The following is a 19,175-nucleotide window of genomic DNA, read 5'->3' as shown; positions in this document are numbered from 1 at the left end:
CGGGGACGCTGCTGACTTTCCGGAAACACCTCCACGGCGACGTGCCGTGCGAGCAGTGAGGCGGGCCCGCAGGGCCAAGGCAAGGACAGGACGGCGCGCTCCTGCAACCCGTCGGCGTGCAGCGACAGGATTACGTTCCACGTGGATCTTTGGCGCGTAGGGAACGTTCTGAAGCAACCGGACAATCATGACGCGCCACCCACCCAGTAGCGGGAGCATCCTGCTCCCCTTACGGCCAACGGGAGCAGGATGCTCCCGCTACCTTGGCGCTGAAGCTCGTTCGCCGTCCCACGTCTTTCAGGGCGCGCGCGTCGGCCGCCGCGCGCCCACCCGCAGGAGTTCCGCGTCAAGGCGGCGGCGCAACTCTTTGGAGCGAACCGGTTCGCGCGCCGCGCGATCGCTCTGCTCCGAGGGATCGGCCGCGAGGTGATACAACTCGTCGCGGCCGTCCTCGAAGAAGTGCACGAGCTTCCACTCGCCGATCCGGATCGCGGCCTGCGGGCGCGTCTGGCTGACCGCGAAGTCATCGACGCCGATGGCCGGCTTCGCCTTCGCGTAGCCCGTCTCCGGATGATAATAGGGAAAGTGCCAGACGAACGCTCGCTCCCGATCAGTCGGACCTTCCGTGGCGCCACGCCAGACCGGCAGCACATTGACGCCGTCGAGCGTCACCGCGCGCGGCAGCGTCGCGCCGGCCGCCGCCGCGAGCGTCGGCAGCAGGTCAGTGCCGATGAACGGCGTGTCGCTGCTCGCACCCGCACGCACCCGGCCCGGCCAGCGCACGATCCAAGGCACGCGCACGCCGCCCTCGTACAGGTTCCACTTGCTCCCGCGCAACGGACCGTTGGCGGAATACGCCGGGTGGCCGCCGTTGTCGGAGGTGAAAACGACGAGGGTGTTTTCCCGCAGACCCAGCTCGTCGAGCGCGGTGAGCACGCGGCCCACGAGATGATCGAGCGTTTCGACCATGGCGGCGTAGGCCGCACGCTGCGGATCAGCGCCAGCCGGCATTCGCGCGGTGTATTTGTCCAGCAACCACGGTGCGCGCGTGTGCACCGGGTCGTGCACATAATAGTGCGCCAGATGCAGGAAAAACGGCGCGGTGCGGCGTTTTTGCAGAAATGCGATCGCCTGATCGGTCAGCGCATCACTCCCGTAATCGCCCGCCGGAAGCAACGCCGTCTTGTCCGCCGGGGTTGCAACATAACTGTACGGATGACTGCCAAACGTGCCCGCGCCGACCGAGTAGCCCTGCTGCAGCGGGCCGTGCGTGGACGACCAGCCGAGATAGCCGCCCGAATGTTCACTGACGTGCCATTTGCCGAAATAGCCCGTGGCGTAACCCGCGCCGCCGAGCACCTCACCGAGCGTGACTTCGCTCAACGGCAGGTTGAGCGGATACGGCGGCCCCGTCAGCAGATGCCCGGTCGGACGCTTCGCCGTGGGCAGCTTGGTCACAAACTCGAAGCCCAGCCGCGCCGGCGAACGGCCGGTGAGCAGAGCGGCGCGCGACGCCGAGCAAATCGGCGCCGCCGCGTAGCCCTGCGTGAAACGCGTGCCTTCCCGCGCGAGGCGATCCAGGTGCGGCGTGTCGTGCCACGGATTCCCGTAGCAGCGCAGATCCCGCCAGCCGAGATCGTCGGCGAGAATGAAAACGATGTTGGGGGCCGCCGGACCTGTGTCCGCCGTCGCGGCCGCTGCCACGGTCGAATTCCAATTCCATCCCACGACGAACAGTCCCAAGGCCCGGACCGCGGCAAAGCCCAGGCAGCGAAGCAGACGTGACCCATGCTGCGACGCACGCGTCCCCGCCGGAGACCGGCCCGATTGCGCGCGGGACGCGTACATCAGCGGACGGCGCCGGCCTCAGCCGACACGACGAAGATCTGCGTGAACGCGGCGCTCCCGTGCGCGACATTGCGCATGAAGGCGATCGAGCGTCCGTCCGGAGCGAATACACACGCGAGCGGCAGGACTGCGCCGGCTGCTGCCGCGGTCAGACGCTGCGTGCGACCGCTCGCCACGTCGGTCACGCACACACTGCCGTCCATCGCATGCGCAATCGTCCGACCATCGGGACTCCAGGTAAACGCCGAGGCCACCGGCGCGGGGTTGCGCGTGATCGGGCGAGGCTCGCCGCCGCGCGGCGACACCGTCCAGAGCTGCGTCACGCCGGCCTCGTCCGCCATGAGAAACGCGATCTGCGTGCCGTCCGGCGACGCGCGAAGCCAGTGCCGCGGACTCGAGGCCACGCCAGGATTTTTGCGCCCACCGGTGAACGTCAGCCGCCGTTGTCCCACGCCCGCCGGCGGCGCGGGCCGGCGCGTAGCGGTGCCCTCGAGCGGGCCGTCGCCGGCGCGCGTGAGATCGGCGGGCAGATCGACGATGAACACCTCGGCGTGCTCACGCCCGTTGGGTGCGGTGACGTTGCCGAGAAACGCGAGGGCGCGCCGGCCGTCGGTGCCGATCACCCAGCCTTCCTCATACGCGCGGCTGATGTCATCGGAGCCCGGACGCGGCTGGTTCACGGTGCGAGTCACGAGCACCGAGAAATAATCACCGTCGTGATTGCGCGCATGGCTGCGCGCGACGCGCACGCCGTCAGGACGCGGCGCCGGCACCGAGACCGCGACGTTGCGCTGGTTGACGTCGTGCCCGCTCCCAGGCGCCGCCGGTCCGAGGCGGGCGAGCACGTCGTCCTCGTACGTGTTGCTCACCCACGCGCCGTCCGGACTGAAGACGTGGACATGCGAACCACCGCGCAACGCGCCGGGCGTGAACGGCGGCGCGTAGTTCATGGCGTCGAGCGCGGCGGCCTCGCCCGGGCGATTCACGGCGACAACCGCACCGCGCCGTCTCGTCATGCCGTAGGTCCAGTCGGGGCCGGGCTGCTCCGGGCCGTGGATGAACACGACCTTCGGTTCGCGCGGGTGATAGGTGACGACCCCGCAGGCGGCGCCGTTCCGGGCTTCGTACAGAACCTGTATCCCTCCGGTGGTGACGTCGACCTGTTCAATCCGCGTGCCGTCGAACGTGCTGTCGACCGTGCGGACGTCGTAGACAATCCAGCGGCTGTCCGGCGACCACACGTTGACGTTGGTCAGCACGTGGCCGTGCGGCGCGTGCGTGAGCTGCCGCTCGACCGGAGCGGCGGCAAGACCGACGGACGCAAGCGTGCTGGACATCGCGGCGAGCAATCGGCGCATGACGGGACCGACGCAGCGTGCGCCGACGGCTAGAGTTTGGCCGGGTCAATCACCGCGTGGCGAACGCGCTGCCGCTTCCACGTGTAGGTGATGTGCACGCGTCCGTCGCTCGTCTGGATGACCGCGGGATAGGAATATTCGCCCGGCTGATCTTCGAGCGTGATCACATCTTTCCACTGCTGGCCATCGCGTGAGACCGCGACCTTGAGCGGGGTCCGGCCCTTCGGCACGGGATTGTAGACGATGAGGTGGCGACCATCCTTCAACGTGACCGCGTCGGTGCCCGAGTTGGGATTCTGCAAGCCATCGAGCAGTGACATCGCGCCCCAGGTCTTGCCGGCGTTGTCGGATGAAACGGTGAAGACCTTGCCCTGCCGCGTGCGACCGATCGCCTGCAGTTTCGCGCCACCGATGGAATCGTGGAAGAGAATGCTCGGCTGAATGGCCCCCACCGCGATGCCGTCGTTGAGGAACGGGGTCTTGGCCCAGGTCGCGCCGCCGTCGGTGCTGCGCTCGAAATACACCCGCCACTTGCTCGGCTTCTCGTCGGTCTCGTCGCTCGTCGGCGAGAGAATCGTGCCGTCGGCCAGTTGCACGGGCTTGTTCTTGATCGGGCCGTAAATGCCATCGGGCAAACGCCGGGCCGCGCTCCACGTCTTGCCGCCGTCAGTCGAGGTGCGCACTTCGCCCCACCACGTCTGCGGCGAGGGACCGACCTTGTAGAAGAGCATCAACGGCGCGTTGCCGCGCGGCTGGAACAGCACGGGATTCCACGTGGGGTGGCGTTTGCCGTTGGCCTGAACGCCGTTGGCGACCTCGACGCCCGGCAGCCACGCGTGCTTCGCCCGATCGAAATGCGACACCCAGATGCCCACGTCGGGATTCTTTTCGGCCGTGCCGCCGAACCACGCCGCAATCAGCCCGCCCTGCGCGCTCTCGACGATGGTCGAGGCATGACAGGATGGATACGGGGCTTGCTCATAGATGAACTCGTGCGTGAGCAACGCGGGCGGATTCGCCGCCAGCGCGAGAGAGGAACCGGCCAGGACGAGCAGGGGGAGCAGGGATTTCATGGGGAGGTGGGATCGAATTCGAAAAAATGCGGAGAGTTGGGTTGGTCCACAGGGGAACCGCGTCCGCTCCAGCAACCGAGACTCAGGTCGGGAAACATCACGCCGCGGGCTTGGGCGCGGGTTTCTCTTCGTTGGGCTTGATGAGCAGGACGACGAACACCGACAGCAGCGCGATGCCGGCGAAGGTGCCGAAAATCATATTGAGCGGCACGTGCCGATCGCGGAGCGCGCCGAACGCCCAGTCGCCAAAGCCGCCGCAACTGATGCTGACGAGATTCATGATGCCGTAGCCGGTGGCGCGCAGTTCGGGCCGCGTGATCTGGCAGAGGATCGGCATGTTGTTGCAGTCGAAGAAACCCCAGCCGATGCCGAAGACGATCAACCCGATGATGGCAATGCCGAGCGTCCCGGCGTTGCCGACGCTGAACAGCGCGGGCAGGAACAAGGTCATGCCGATCGCGCTCGCGTAGATGCGTCCGCGCGAAGAGCGCCGCATCCATCGATCCGCGAGCGAACCGCCCAACACGACACCGACGATCGAGGCGAGCTGCACATAGAGAATGGCGCTCATGCCGGCCTTGCCCTGGCCGAGGCTGAATTTCTCGCGCAAGATTTCCGGCATCCAGTCGCGCACGACCCAGCCTGCAATCGCCGGCAGCGTGAAATAAAGGACGAGCAGCAGGAAGTTGCGGTTCGTCAACAGCCCGCGCACGACGCCGCCGTGGGCCACCTTGTCAGCCTTTTCCGCGATCGTTTCCGCCGGGCGCTCGGGATTGCGCAGAAGGGCCAGCAGCGGCAGCGCGTAGATGACTCCAATCATGCCGCAGGTCGAAAATGCCCAGCGCCAGCCGTGATCCGGGGAGTCCGCCATGTAACCGGCGAAGCCGCCGAGGATCTGACCGAGATAAATGCCCGTCTGGTGCACGCCCACGGCCCGCGAGCGCGTGCTGCTCGGATGGTAATCGGAAATCAGGGCGAGCGCCGCCGGGATATAAAAGGCCTCGCTGATGCCCATGAGCGCGCGTGCCGCAAGCAGTTCGTTGAACGTCGTCACATGGCCGGTCCACCACGTCACCGCCGACCACACGAACAGACTGGCCGCGATCACATAGCGGCGGCCGAGCCGATCCGCGACGTAACCGGCAAACGGGCTGAGCAACGCATAGGTCCACTTGAAGCTGCCCAGCACGAGGCCCCAGTCGGCCTTGTTCGCGATGGTCGGGATGTCGCCGACCATGGATGCCTTCATCGTCGCGAGCATCTGGCGATCGAGGTAGTTGAGCAGCGCGACCGGGAAAAGCAGCGCGACGACAAACCAGGCGTAGCGAACGGCGTTGGACGGAGGTGACATCGAGCGGCGGGGTTGGGGGATCTGAGATCTGAAATTTGAGATCTGAGATTTGAAATCCGAGACCTGAAACGAGTGACCTGGCAGGTGAGGTAGGAGACTTACATCCTGAACTTCGAGACCTTCGATCTGAAATTTGAAATATAAAATCTCAGACCCCGGGATCCGAGATCTGAGACGCGAAACTGAAACTCAGAGCGCGGCGGGGTTGAACTCTGAAATCTCAGATTTCAAATCTGAGATTAGAGCGAAGCGACCGCCAGGCCCCATTGCACGAAGAGCGCGCGCAGCTCCGTCTCAATCTTCCGCGAGATGGCCTGGGACTTCGCCGAGAGGATCGATTTTGAAGTTCCCGGATTGTAGCCGCGGGCGGCCAGCCCGGCCGACACGTTGGGCGGAAACGCGAGCTGATCGATCACCTTGCCGAGTTCGACCATCCGGGCCGCGGACACCGCCGCGTCCGCCGGACGTCCAGCCGCGCTGCACCGGTGAATGTCGAGCATGAGCTCCGGCACAATGTTGACCAGACCGCCCGTGCAGCCGGCGGCGCCCAGCGCGAACACTTCCGTGAGCCGGGTGTCAGCGCCCGACATGACGACGTAGCCCTTCTCCTTGCCGAGCGCGATCAAGTCGCGGTGATAGGCGAACTCGCCGCCACTCTGCTTGATCGCGCACATCGGCGCCCGATCCGCGAACGCCGCGATGGTCGCGAGGTCGATGCGTTTGCCGCACAGCTCGGGAAAATTATACAGCATCACCGGCAGGTCGACGGCCTCGGCGACATGCAGGAAATACGCGAGGATGTCATCCTGCGACATCGGGAAGAAGATCGGCGGCATCAGCGCGACCGCCGGCAGTCCGAGCGACTTCGCGAAGCGGCCCAGCTCGATCGCGGCGCGGGGCCGGATGTCGGTGATGTTCGCGATCACCGGCAGCGGCGCCGCCAGCTCGGCCACCGCCGCGAGCGCCTGCTTGCGCTCATCCGGGGAGAAATGGGGAAACTCGCCGGTGCTCCCCAGTCCGAGCACGCCGTCGATGCCGGCGCGTTTCTCGAACGCGAGATGCGCAGCCAGGGCGGAACGGTCGAGCCGGCCGGCGGAATCAGTGGGGAGCCATTGGGCGGAATAGATTCCACCCGGTCGATAGGACGTGTGCATGGATAGAGAGTTGATGGCAGGGAGCGTTGTCCTCAAAGCGCCGCGATTTCTCGCGGCGCCTGGAACGGCGGCGACTTGGGGATAAGCCGACCTACCGTTTGGCGCGCGGATTCTTCACCTGATAGAAAAATCCGTCCTCGGCGCCGATGAGCAGGTCGGGAATCCCGTCCTTGTTCCAGTCGCCCACGGTCGGCTTGGTGGCGTGACCGGCGAGAACGTGCGTGCTGACCGGACCCTCGTCCTTGAACGTCCAGCGGCCCTGTGCGTCACGACCAAGGGCGCGGAAGAAATTCACGTTGGGCGCACTGTTCATCAGGATGTCCATCTTGCCGTCACCGTCCCAATCGACGGTGCAAAACGTGCGCCGGCCGCGACGACCGAAGATGCCGTCGTTCAGCCGCAGCAGCCCGGACTCCTTGTTCTGCGGCTTGCCGTTGCTGTCGAAGACACTCGCGCCCTCGCTCCAGAATACGCGCTGCGCCGGCAGGAGCGAAAGCGCCCCACCCGCCCCGCGCTTGCGCTCGTACAGCGCTAGGTATCCATCCGGGTCGGACATCACGAGATCCATCAGACCGTCGCCGTTCCAGTCGATCATCTGCGGCGTGGTGCGCCATTGCGTGCTGAGCTCGCGGCCCTGCGGCTTCCACCAGTTGCCCGCGAGCGCGGGCGTCGGCACGCCGTCGGGCAGTGTCAACTCCACGGGTTGGCCGGCGGCCAGCTTCGGCGTGGTGCGCGTGCCGACATTCTTGTACCAGATAATTTTTCCCCAGATGCCGTTGGTCATGATGTCGGGCAGGCCGTCGCCGTCCCAATCCGCCACGCTGAGAATCGAATAACCCCACTTGGCCTCGGCCGGTCCCTGAATCGAGCCGTTGGGACCAGCCTGCTCGCGAATGAGTTTGCCCGCGGCGCTGAGATAGCGCGGCGCGGCCCAGCGGATCGGGGTGCCACCGAGATTCTCGATGAACGCGATGTAGCCCGCGGAATTTCCCGTGATCAGGTCCTCGTCGCCGTCACCGTCCCAGTCGACCGCATACGGCGTAGCCAGCGCGCCGAACTTCACGTCGGCCGCGAACTGCCGGAAGTACCGCGGCGGCAGAAACTGCGGCTGGCCGTTGACCACCTTGCCGGTGTTTTCGATGAACGCGACGCGGCCGTCCTCGTCGCCGGACACGATGTCCAGATCGCCATCGCCGTCGAAGTCGACCGCGGTCGGCGTGATCATGCAGAGGTCCATCACGAGCGGCACGCCCGCGCTCATGAGCGCGCGGCCGGCGGCGTAGACCGGCTTCGTGCGCGTGCCGGTATTTTCATAGTAGGTGAAGCTGTCGCGGAACTCGCCGCAGATCAGGTCGAGATCGCCGTCGCCGTCGAAGTCGCCCCAGCTCGGTGACGGCATGCCGTACGGATCGATGTCCTTGCCGCCGGCCTGCAGGCGCACGGCGGGCGCATAGACCGGCTTGGCCGTCGTGCCGGTGTTGCGCAGGAGGTAAACGTAGCCGCGCAGTTTTCCGCGGGTCCACTCGCCCCTGGCGTTGAACGCGCCCTCGCCACCGTTGAGCGGACCGAAGTCGCCCCAGAAATCGATGCCAACGGTCACGTCGACCGCGCCATCGCCATCATAGTCGACGAACTTCCACTGGTTCTGCCGGATGTTGCCGGGCTCGGTCAGCACCTTCTCCGGCACGGGCACTTTCACCGGCGCATTGAACTGAGACTTCAGGAAATCCGGATACACGTTCGCGCGATAGTTGTAGATATCGCCGCTCTTCACCGACGCCGTCGCGGTGATGATCGGTGCGCCGGTGGCATAGGAGATGCCGACCGACGGCGCGGATTTCCCGATGAGCACCGCGGGCTTGAAGATCGGCAGCTTGAGCTGCGCGTCGACCTCGCCGCTGTTCTCGAAATACCAAGTGCCGTTGTAGGGCTTGTCGGTGCACACCACGACGAGATCCATCAGGCCGTCCTGGTTGTAATCGATCGGCAGCGGCCAGGCCCAGAGGCCCACGCCGAGATCGGCGAGCGTGCCGGGGTTGTTGTGCGCAAGGCGGGGCAGGACTTCCTCCGCGGAACGGACGGTGGCTCCGACGTTCAAGCCGAGCATCAAAACGAGGCCAAACCAGGAACGATACTTCATAAAGGTGGAGGGAAGGGTCAGCAGGAGGGAGGGCCGAAACTGTGCCGGGCGAAGAGCAAGCGCGGGAGACAACCCCTCCCGCGCTTACTCGCGCTGCATGGCTTAGAACCGGGTCGAAACACTGAAGCGATAGGTTCGCGGCGCTTGGTCACGCGTGATCAGGAACGGGTCGTTGGTCACATTCGTGACCATGAGGTCGAAGTTGTAGCTCTGCCAGCGGTAGCCGGTGCCGAGATCGAAACTCCGCTGGCTATCCGGAATCTTGGAGAGACCGAAGCCCGTGATCTGGGTAAGGAGCGGACCAATGGCAGACACGCCGCCCTTCACTTCCCAACCCTGGGCCTTCGCGTCGCGGAAGCTGTATTTGAGGAAAACGTTGGCATTCCAGTCCGGCGCAAAGCGGAGCGGAATTCGCCCGGGGTTGGATGCCGTCGTCCAGCCGAGGGAATTTTGCTGCCCGGTGAAACCCTGGCTGGTGTTCAAGTCGGTGTAGTTGGCGATGACCGCGAGCCGGTCCGTGATGCTGCCGTAGGCCGTCAGTTCCCACCCCTTCGACTTCGCTCCGTCGATGACGGAGACGGTGCCAAACGTGACGTTCTGCCCCTGGGAGACGCCGTTGCTGAGCGTATTCACCGTGGTGCCGGCCTTGATCATTTCCCAATAGGTCACCGTGAAGGAGAGGCGGCCGGCAAAGGTCTCGCCCTTGACGCCCACTTCCTTGAGTTCGGCGAGAGGGGTCACGGTGAAGAACTCGCTCAACCGCGGATCGCCGGGGATCAGTCCGTTGTATCGGGCGACCGTGGCTGGCGCATCATTCTGCACGCTCTTGACGGCATAGACGGACAGCGCCGGGGTAATCTTGAACGTGACCCCGTAGCGATGGGAGTTGAGGGTGACGTTGGCCGCGGCGGTACGCAGACCGCTCAAACGGCTGCTGGTCCCCGTGGCACTGTGGTCCGCGCGAAGACCGCCCGTAAGCAGCAGGCGGTTCTTGAAGAAGCCCAAGTCCTGCTGCACATACTGCCCGTACGCGTAATTCTTGTTCTCCGTCGAGCTCGCGATCGGCAGGTTGGCCACCCGGCCATTGTAGAACGAGGCGCTGTTACCCGCGGCCTTGATCGCCGCCATGTTCAGCGTGTTGAAGGGAGCATTCGGCACGCCGTTGAAGAACGCATCGGCTTGGGCACCGTCATCGTAGGAGTAGCCGACCATGGTCATGCCGGTCAGCACGTCGCTCCAGGAGTACTTGGCGATCACGTCGCCCTGGTAGGTCTGGCCCCGGCGCCAGCCATTCGCGGCCTGCGACTGGGAGTTGGCGATGATTCGGGTGTTGTCCTCACCGGTGAAGTAGCGCTGGTCGTAGCCGAAATATCGGATGTTCGCGACCTGCCGGAAATCGAGCCACTTGGCGAATTGGTGGGTGAGGAAGAGCGTCGCGTTTGCGATCTTGTTTTTGTCGACGCTGCCCGGCCCCGCGATGTTGAAGTCGTAGGGCAGGCCGAGCGCCGTGATCGGGTCCGTGGAGTTATTGAAAATGCCCACCCGGCGTCGCGCCTTTTCCGGATAAATCGCAAAGCCGTGCCCCTCTTCGCGCGAAGGGGTGCTGAGGCTCAGCAATTCGGACGTCAGCACGAGTTCGGTCCGGGGCGCGAGTTGATACCTGAAGGACGGATAGAGAGCGTAGCTCTTGACCTCGTGAAACTTGATATAGTCATCGCCATTCTGCACGGAGCCGGCCGCGCGCACCGCAAACTTGCTGTTCTTGTCGCCGCCGTAGTTGGAATCAAACTCCACCCGGTGCATCGCACTGTCGGCTTCGTCGAAGCTGAAGGCGTATTTGACCGACGACGCCGCCACTCCCAGCTCGGGCTTCTTGAGCAGGTAGTTCAGCAAACCGGTGCCACCCGCGCGGCCCTGCACGGCCGACGGCGGACCCTTCACGACTTCCAGTCGTTCATAGCCAACCAGGTCGCGCTTGTTGTTTCCCATGCGCACGCCATCCACCGAAATGGAGCCCGCGGTCTCGAAGCCACGAAGGCTGACATTGTCGCCGTTGCCCGCATAGCGATTCCGGACAAAGACGTTCGCAAGGTACTTGAACGACTGATCGAAGGTGGTGGCGCCGATGTCGCTCCAGAACTCCTTGGTGACGATGTCGACCGTCTGCGGAATATCGATGATCGCGGTGTTCGTGCGGGTCGCGGTGGAAGCCGACGAGGCCCGGTAGCCGGCGGATTTCTCCGCACTGACGGAGAAGGGCGTCAGTTGGATCGGTTGCTCACCCGCCGTCGACGCAGTTTTGGCCGGTTGGGCGTGGAGTCGCCCGACTGCCGTCATCAAACAGGCGGCGACGCCAAGGCCGCACCAAAGGCGGGGTGGGAGGAATGATTTCATAGTGCTACTTTCGAGGGGGGTTCGCGCTGCAGGTAGACAAGTGGCCACGCCCCTTCCGGAATCTTTCCTGGCCGAGGGGGGGGGGCGGCAAACGGCGGTCATTTCCTAAATCGATTTAGCCTTGTCAAAGCTATTTGGCCGGCGCGGGCGGGATGCCCCGGCGGTGCGCGGCGTGATCCCCGGGGAGCAGTGCAGCCGCTCCGCCGAGGTCAGAAACGGCCCGTGACGCCGAAGGTGAGCGTCGTGCCGGTGATGAGCGTCCGTTCGACCTGATCGCGCACGCCGCGATAGAAGGAGACGGGTTCGTTGAAGAGGTTCGTGACGTCGAGCGTGAGCCCGAGTCGCGGTGAGAACTGGTAGCCGGCGCCGAGATTGATGATCGTGCGCTTGAAGCGGTATTGATTGCGCGCCGGGCTGCCGTCGGTGAACGCGTTGATGTAATCGCCGGTGTAGTTCGCGAGCACGCGGGCGTTGAAGCCGCGATACTGCCACGAGAGACTGACATTGCCGGTGCGCGGAATGAACTGCGGCACCTCGCCGGTGGAGCGGGTCGTCGTGCCGCCGAAGTCGCCATGCGTCTCGAGCGAGGTGTAATTCGCGGAAAACGCCAGGCCGCGCAGGAGTCCGGGCAGCGAGGTGAACTGCTGCTGATAGCTGAGTTCCCAGCCCTGAACATAAGCGGTGCCGGCGTTGCGCGTCGTGAGCGCAGTGAGTCCGGCGTAATCGCCGTTGTAACCGTTGTTCGCGCCGGTGCCGATCGTGCCAATGTTAATGCCGGAAACGAGGTAGTCCTTGATCTCCTTGTGGAACCAACCCACGGAGAAATTGCCGACCGGCTCGAAGTAGTAGTCGAGGGAGGCGTCCCAGTTGCGCGCAGTCTGCGGCTTGAGGCTGGGGTTGTTGATCGTGATCGTCTGGTTCGCCTCGCTGACCGTTTCGTTCGGCAGATAATTCGTCAGCGCCGGGCGACCGAAACTCGTGGACCAGCTCAACCGGGCCTTGATGCTCGGCGTGACATCGTAGGTCAGGTGCGCACTGGGAAACGACTTCGTGTAATCGCCCTCGAGCGTGCGACGCGTGTTGGCGTAGTCGCGATTCGCGGAGCCGATCGGATCGGCCGCCTGCTGTGCTGCCGTACTGCCGGTGCGGTTACGGACCCAGCCCCAGCTGGCGTCCTCCGTTTTCTCCAAGCGCACGCCGCTCAGCAGGCCGAGGCGGCCGACCTTCGCCTGACCCATCACGTAGCCGGCGGTGACGGTCTCCGTCACGGATCGCGTGCCGGTGTAATTGGTCGAGGCGCTGTAATAAACATCCTCGCTCCAGAGCGACGGTGAGTTCGGGACCTCGGCGGCGACGAACTGGGCGGCCTCCCATTGCGGGATGCGCCGGCCCGTCTTCAGCGAATCCCAGGTGATGATCGAGGGATCGGCGGGGAGCGCGGCGGTGCCGGTGTAATTCCAACGCCGCGTGCGGCTCACTTCGCGGGCCATCTGCTCGCGCCAGTTGAAGCCCGTCTTGACGAACACCGGGAGCGAGGTCGGCAGCCGGTACCGCACATTCCCGCGCGCCTCCTTGATCTCGACGTCGCGATCGTTGTTGCGGGTGTTGAACTGGCCGTTGGGCCGGTAGTTCGCGGGATTGGTGAAATCCGGTCCGCCGTTCGGCAGGAAGCGCGGATAAAGATCCGATTGCGTGCGATCGAGAATCCAGCCGGCACCGGTGAGCCGGTTCGTCAGCGTGCCGCCCTTGCCGCTGCCGAGGTTGTTGTGCGTCTGGCTGTACGCGGCGTTGTAATCGATTTCGAAGGCGCCGAACTCGTGCTCGACCCCGAGATCGAACTGACGCGTGCGGTTGAAGAAGCTGAACATCGTCTCGGTGACATCGATCGTCGCCGCGGCCACCGGCCGCACGGTCGTGATCCGATTGGTGTAGCCGGGCACGACGCCCGAGGTCGTGGCGTTCGGCACCGTGCTCTGGTTGCCGGTGAACGCGCGCGTCTCGTACAGCCGGTTGAACGGCTCGTTGGCATCGTTGTAGATCGTGTTGAACGAAATCTTCGTCGTCGGCGACAGCCGGTAATCCATCTTGAGATTCACGCTGCCCTGCATGCGGTTGTTGTACGCATCCTGCGTGCGATAGTCCCAAAGGTACGCGGGCTGGTTGGCGGTGTTTTCAAAGTCACGGATCGTCCGGAAATACCCCGCGACGTTTTCGCTGTAGAAGAAGTTCAGCGCGACGCCGAGATTCCGTTCGCCGCCCAGCACGCCGAAGACTTCCTGGTAGCCGACATTGACCAACGGATGCACCCGGTGCTCTTCGCGCAGCGGAATCTGCTGGGTGAACGACGGCGCCAGGCGGGCCGAGGCGCTGTAGGTCACGCGACGCTTTTCGCGCATCGAGAGCGGCGAGCGCGTCTTCAGATTAATCGTGCCGCCGAGCGAATCGGCGCCGGTGTCGGGCGTGTGGCCCTTGATGACCTCGAGCTGCTCGAACATCGCGCCCGTCAGCGAGTGCGTCTGGAACTGGCGGTTCATGCCGCCGACGTTCGAAATGAGTCCGCCGTCGACCGTGACGCGATTCAACGTCGGTCCCATGCCGCGCACGGTGAGACCAGTCACGTTACCTTCGTCATCGAGATTGCCCGCGACCCCCGGCAGCCGGATGGCGAGTTCACCGGCGCTCATGTTGGGCAGATTGCCGAATGAATCCATCGCGACGATGTTCTTGGCGTTGTCGGCATTGCGCTGCGCCGTGATCGCGGCCGCCCCGCCCTCGCGTTCACCCGTCACCTTGAATTCCTGCAGCTGATAGATCCCGGTCGTGAGATCAAAATTCTGCGCGGCCCGCGTTCCCGCCGTGACCGCGATCGTGCGCCGCAGGGTGTCGAGACCGGTGTACGACGCCACGACGTCATGACTGCCAACCGGAACCGCCAGCACGTAGCGCCCGGTGTTGTCGGTGAGAGCCGAGAGGCCGAGAGCCGGCACTTCAATCCGGGCGCCCTGAAGAAGATTGCCCGTGGCGGTGTTGCTCACCGTGCCGGTGATCACGCCGGACGCGGTGTCCGCCGCCTGGATACTGCCCAGCAAGAACGAAATCATCGCAACAAACACGGCGGCGAACGCGGGCGGGGAACGCCGCGGGAGGACGGAAGACGAGGGGTTTCTGTGGTTCATGGCGGGAGGGTTTGGGTGATCGGCGGGTCGGGGTTGACGAAGCGTGGCAACGGCCCGGGGTCAGGCAAAAAACACGAGATGCTAAATCGATTTAGGCTCAAGCACAATTCGCGGAGCCCTCGACCGAGCCTGCAGGCGCCACGGCCCGACGCCAGCCGGTCCATTACGCCCCCGTCGAGGCGCGCATGATCGAGTCGACGGGAATCTCCACCTTCAACGGCGGCAGGCCGGGCTCCTCGAGCTGCCGCATCAGCAGCCGGCTCGCCTCCTTGCCGAGTTCGCTGCGCTGCACGCCGACGACGGAGAGCGGCGGATCGAAAAACGCGGAGATATCGTAATCGCCCACCCCGACGACGGCGATGTCCCCGGGAATGCCGAGCCCCTTCTCCTTGATCGCGTGGTACGCACCGAGCGCCATGCCGTCGGTCACCGCATACAGCCCGTCGATCCGCTCACCGCGCGCGAGGAACCGCATCATCGCGTCGTAGGCGGCCGTCTCCGACAGTTTGCCGGCGACGATTTCCAGAGGCGGCCGGCCCAGCTGCCCTGCCGCCGCCCGGACAAAACTATCGACGCGGTTCTGCGTGGTCTGCGTGAGGGGCGTGCCGTGCAGCACGGCCGGATTGCGGCGCCTGCCGCGCAGCAACGCGCCGGCCGCCAGGCCGCCCGCCTCGGGATCCTCGACGACACACGAATAGCGCGGGATGGCGCGGTTCACGAGCACGACTGGATACGGCAGATGGGAGCGGTTGAGGAACTGATCGTCCTCTGGGGTCGTGTTCGTGATGATCGCGGCGTTGAAGTGATCGCCCGTCAGGATCCCGGGCATGTCCTTGAGCTGCCCGGCGGGAAACATCTCCACCATGACGGAAAACGTCATGCCGTTCGATCCCCGGCCGTCACCATCGACCAGTTGGCGCAATGCCATGATGAGGTGATTGGCGAGGCTGAGCGGCGCCTCGAAGCTCGTGACGAACGCGAGCACGATGTTGTTCTTCTGGCTCGTGCCGCTGCGCAGCCGGCGCGCGCTGATGTTGGGCAGGTATCCGAGTTTCGCGGACGCCGCCCGGATCTTGTTGACCGTGTCGGCGGAGATCCGGCGCTCGACCTGCCGGTTGTTCAGCACCGAGGACACCGCCGCAATCGAGACTCCGGCGTGGTCCGCGATGCTCTGCACGGTCACGCGTTCACTGGTTTTGCGCTTTGCCTTGGCCATGCGGGGTGGTGGGTGACGAAGAGTTTTAGCACGTCTTGCTAAAACCTTTTTCAGGGAAAGCCAGAAGCAACGCCAACGGATCCTCCGCGGGAAACTCCCCCCACCGGGAGCGCGGGCGTCCCGCCTGCACTGCGATCGCAATGCCCGGGCAGGCGTCCCACCTGCGCTCCCGGGCACATCAGAACGTCCGCAGCGTCCCTTCCGTCCGGAGGAAACTACCCAGCCCGGTACGCAAGTCCCTCGGTTGTGCGTCCGCGGAGGAGCGGCCTAACTCGTCCATCATGCGCTCCCACCCCGATCGCGAACTGCTCTTCCAAGATGCCATGGCTCGGATTGGCAGCTTGTCGCCCTCCGAAGGCACCGATGTCTTCCTGCATTATTTCATGAGCGTGCTCGGGGGCATGGATCTGTCGACCGCACGCAAGATGCGGGACGAACTTTCGAATCGGTTCGGCGGTCGCCATTGCAGCCAGCGCCTCTGCACCGCGATGATCGACCTGCTCAACGGCCATCTCTCCGCCGGCCTGCACCGGAACGTGCCGGATCCCCTGGAATCGCAGGCGGCCTGATTTGGTTGCGCCTGGCTTGCTTTCAGCAGCCGGAAAACCAGAAGCAATCCGGTCCATTGGACCGTTTGCGATCCTGGCTTTCCGGCTTTTCTATTTTCTCCGGGCCAAGACGCACCCGCCCCGGAACCGCTTCATCGGCCGCAATGATCTGCGACGGAGTCCTCGACCTCGCGTCGTCAGGTCTCTACAGGTCCGGAGCATGGGTGACGGAAAACCAAGCGACAAGCCGGCGGCAAAGTTGAACGCGATCCAAGGTCCCGGGATCTTTCTCGCGCAATTCATGCGGGACGAGGCCCCCTTCAACACCTTCAGCGGCATCTGCCGCTGGGCCGTCGAGCTCGGCTACCGGGGCGTGCAAATCCCCGCGTGGGAGAAGCGCCTGATCGATATCGACGAGGCGGATGAGTCGACGGCGTACTGCGACGACTGGCAGGCGAGGCTGAGCCTTCACGGCCTCGAACTCACCGAGTTGAACGCCGCGCTGGCCGGGCAGGTCCTCGCCATCCATCCGGCGTACGCGGCGGGTTTTCAGCAGTTCTATCCCACCGGACTCGACGATCGCGGCCGCATCGCGTGGGCCACGGATCAGCTGATGAAGACGATTCGCGTCGCCGCGCGGCTCGGCACCAAGTGTGTGCCCGTGCTCTCCGGCGGCCTCGCCTGGCATCTCGCGTATCCGTGGCCGCAACGTCCGGCCGGCGTGATCGACGAGGCCTTTCGCGAACTCGCCCGCCGCTGGCTCCCGCTGCTCAACCTCGCCGAAGAAGTCGGCGTCGCCCTCGCGTTCGAGTTGCATCCCGGCTCCGATCTCTTCGACGGCCACACGCTCGAGCGCTTTCTCACCGCGGTGAACGAACACCCCGCCGTCGCCGTCAATTACGACCCCAGTCATTTCCTCCTCCAGCAGCTCGACTACCTCGAGTTCATCCGGCTCTACGGCGCGCTCATCAAGGGCTTTCACGTCAAGGACGCCGAGTTCCGGCCCGACGGTCGCGGCGGAATCTACGGCGGCTATCTGCCGTGGGCCGAGCGCCCCGCGCGCTTCCGCTCCCCGGGCGACGGCCAGGTGGATTTCAAACGCGTGTTCACGCTGCTCACGGAAGCCGGCTACCGCGGCTGGGCGGTGCTCGAGTGGGAGTGCGCGGTCAAGTCGCCGGCCCAGGGCGCGCGCGAAGGCGCCGACTTCATCCGCCGCCACGTGATCGAGGCGACCGGCGTGGCGTTCGACGATTTCTCCAAGGGCAGCAGCGACACCGCCCTCAACCGTCAGCTCCTCGGGCTCGATTAATCCCGCCCACGCGTGGTCAATCGTGACGCGGCCTCCCGTCGCGCCCGAGCGGCCAAGAAAACGCTCGGTTAACGCGCCGGCGCCTGTATCCACCCTTTCCCTTCCCCTTCGCCTGATGAAATCATTCCGCCTCAACCGACTCTTCCATCCCCGCTCGCGTCGCTGTTTCGATGTCGCGATCGATCACGGTTTCTTCAACGAGGCCAGCTTCCTCGGCGGCATCGAGAATATCGAACGTGCGGTCGGGGTCGTGGCCGCCGCCGGCCCCGACGCCATCCAGCTGACCGTCGGCCAGGCGCGGCACCTGCAAAAGCTCCCCGGCCGCTTCAAGCCGTCGCTCGTCCTGCGCACCGACGTCGCCAATGTTTACGGCAAGAAACTCCCGCGCCGCCTCTACAGCCTCATGATCGACCAGCCCGTCGAGCAGGCCGTGCAGCTCGACGCCGCGTGCATGTGCGTGAACCTGTTTCAGATTCCGGACGAACCCGAGGTCGGCCAGGCGTGCGTCGAAAACATCCTGCGCCTGAAGCCGCTCTCCGATCGCCTCGGCATGCCGATGATGGTCGAGCCGCTCGTGTTTCAAGCGAACGCGAAGGCCGGCGGCTACATGGTGGACGGTGACGAAAGCAAAATCGTCCCGCTCGTCCGGCAGGCGGTCGAACTCGGCGCGGATGTGATCAAGGCGGATCCGACCGACGACGTCAGCCGTTACCACAAGGTCATCGAGGTCGCCGGCGGCATTCCCGTGCTCGTCCGCGGCGGCGGCAAAGTCGGCGACGCCGAAATCCTGCAACGCACCGCCGCGCTCCTCGAGCAGGGTGCCTCGGGCATCGTTTACGGCCGGAACATCATTCAACACGCCAAGCCTGCGGCCATCACGCGCGCGCTGATGGGCCTCGTGCACGACGGGCTTTCCGTCACCGAGGCGCTCGCCCTCGTCGAGCAGGCGTAACGCGTGTCACGCCGCGGGAACGCAGTCAGCGCATTCCCGCCGGCGGCGAACCGACCATGAGTCGTTCGGCCTCGGCCACGATGCCGGCCACGGGCCACAACCGGCCGACGCCTTCATAGCCGCATGCCTGCATGCCGTCTTCCGGTCCGATGAACGCATGGCCGCGCTGCCGGAGCGTGGCCACGTTCGCCTGCGTCGCCGCGTGCTGCCACATCTTGCCGTTCATCGCCGGAGCGATGAGCACGGGAGCGCGACAGACGAGATAGAGTGACGTCAGGAAATCCGGCGCGAGCCCGTGCGCGAACTGCGCGATGACATTCGCCGTCGCCGGCGCCACGAGCAGAAGATCCGCCCGATCCGCCAGCGCCACATGCGCCACCGTCCCCGCGTCCTCCTCGCTCCACAGGTCGTGAGCCACGGGATGATGCGCCACGGCTTGCAGCGTCAACGGCGTGACGAAACGTTTCGCACCGTCCGTCATCACCGGCCAGACCTCCGCGCCCAGCTGCCGCAGCGTGCTCGCGAGATCCGCCGCCTTGTAGGCTGCGATGGAACCGGCGATCCCGAGGACGATATTTTTTCCGGCAAGCGGCGAACGAACGGCGGTGGACATGGTATGCGGGCGGCGTCCGCTACGAAATCGGCCGCCGTTCCGA

Annotated in this window: 13 protein-coding genes; 3 read left to right on the top strand and 10 right to left on the bottom strand. The window is 65.1% G+C overall.

What is annotated here, in order from left to right; translation table 11 throughout:
- Positions 1–297: 297 nt before the first annotated feature.
- The 9 genes from ACLJEU_RS08485 to ACLJEU_RS08445 all read right to left on the bottom strand — a co-directional run bounded on the left by ACLJEU_RS08485 (position 298) and on the right by ACLJEU_RS08445 (position 15,710).
- Positions 298–1,848: a sulfatase gene (locus ACLJEU_RS08485; protein ID WP_414662175.1), complete on the bottom strand. Its 1,551-nt coding sequence runs from the start codon at positions 1,846–1,848 to the stop codon at positions 298–300.
- Positions 1,848–3,185, bottom strand: coding sequence for a DUF3748 domain-containing protein (locus ACLJEU_RS08480; RefSeq protein WP_414662626.1), 1,338 nt, complete (start codon positions 3,183–3,185; stop codon positions 1,848–1,850). Before ACLJEU_RS08480 ends, ACLJEU_RS08485 begins: the two co-directional genes overlap by 1 nt.
- A 50-nt stretch (positions 3,186–3,235) precedes the next feature.
- Positions 3,236–4,279 carry a sialidase family protein gene (locus tag ACLJEU_RS08475; RefSeq protein ID WP_414662174.1) on the bottom strand — a complete coding sequence of 348 codons (1,044 nt, stop codon included), beginning with the start codon at positions 4,277–4,279 and terminating at the stop codon, positions 3,236–3,238.
- A 97-nt stretch (positions 4,280–4,376) separates the two neighbouring features.
- Entirely contained in the window at positions 4,377–5,630 is a 1,254-nt protein-coding gene (locus ACLJEU_RS08470) for an MFS transporter (RefSeq protein ID WP_414662173.1), read from the bottom strand.
- A gap of 239 nt (positions 5,631–5,869) precedes the next feature.
- The gene (locus ACLJEU_RS08465) at positions 5,870–6,784 is read right to left on the bottom strand and encodes a dihydrodipicolinate synthase family protein (RefSeq protein WP_414662172.1); all 915 of its coding nucleotides are present in this window, start codon (positions 6,782–6,784) and stop codon (positions 5,870–5,872) included.
- A gap of 91 nt (positions 6,785–6,875) precedes the next feature.
- Positions 6,876–8,924, bottom strand: coding sequence for an FG-GAP repeat domain-containing protein (locus ACLJEU_RS08460; protein ID WP_414662171.1), 2,049 nt, complete (start codon positions 8,922–8,924; stop codon positions 6,876–6,878).
- Positions 8,925–9,026: 102 nt separating this feature from the next.
- Positions 9,027–11,318, bottom strand: coding sequence for a TonB-dependent siderophore receptor (locus tag ACLJEU_RS08455; protein WP_414662170.1), 2,292 nt, complete (start codon positions 11,316–11,318; stop codon positions 9,027–9,029).
- 209 nt (positions 11,319–11,527) lie between these two features.
- Complete coding sequence (locus tag ACLJEU_RS08450; protein ID WP_414662169.1) at positions 11,528–14,494, bottom strand: TonB-dependent receptor; 2,967 nt, start codon at positions 14,492–14,494, stop codon at positions 11,528–11,530.
- Positions 14,495–14,657: 163 nt separating this feature from the next.
- Positions 14,658–15,710, bottom strand: a complete 1,053-nt coding sequence (locus ACLJEU_RS08445; RefSeq protein WP_414662168.1) for a LacI family DNA-binding transcriptional regulator — start codon at positions 15,708–15,710, stop codon at positions 14,658–14,660.
- 281 nt (positions 15,711–15,991) lie between these two features.
- Here ACLJEU_RS08445 and ACLJEU_RS08440 point away from each other — a divergent pair, with 281 nt between their 5' ends.
- The 3 genes from ACLJEU_RS08440 to ACLJEU_RS08430 all read left to right on the top strand — a co-directional run bounded on the left by ACLJEU_RS08440 (position 15,992) and on the right by ACLJEU_RS08430 (position 18,519).
- The gene (locus tag ACLJEU_RS08440) at positions 15,992–16,279 is read left to right on the top strand and encodes a hypothetical protein (RefSeq protein ID WP_414662167.1); all 288 of its coding nucleotides are present in this window, start codon (positions 15,992–15,994) and stop codon (positions 16,277–16,279) included.
- Between the two features lie 238 nt (positions 16,280–16,517).
- Entirely contained in the window at positions 16,518–17,567 is a 1,050-nt protein-coding gene (locus ACLJEU_RS08435; RefSeq protein WP_414662625.1) for a sugar phosphate isomerase/epimerase family protein, read from the top strand.
- Between the two features lie 115 nt (positions 17,568–17,682).
- Positions 17,683–18,519: a class I fructose-bisphosphate aldolase gene (locus tag ACLJEU_RS08430; RefSeq protein WP_414662166.1), complete on the top strand. Its 837-nt coding sequence runs from the start codon at positions 17,683–17,685 to the stop codon at positions 18,517–18,519.
- A gap of 25 nt (positions 18,520–18,544) precedes the next feature.
- On the opposite strand, the gene ACLJEU_RS08425 is transcribed toward ACLJEU_RS08430, so the two are convergent.
- Positions 18,545–19,132 (bottom strand): flavoprotein, encoded by a 588-nt coding sequence (locus tag ACLJEU_RS08425; RefSeq protein ID WP_414662165.1) that lies wholly within the window; start codon positions 19,130–19,132, stop codon positions 18,545–18,547.
- Positions 19,133–19,175: the final 43 nt, after the last annotated feature.

This window comes from Terrisphaera buseokensis (assembly GCF_047521145.2).
Lineage (GTDB): Bacteria > Verrucomicrobiota > Verrucomicrobiia > Opitutales > Opitutaceae > ER46.
The sequence above is the reverse complement of the archived record's forward strand: the minus strand, read 5'-3'. Positions and strand labels throughout refer to the sequence as shown.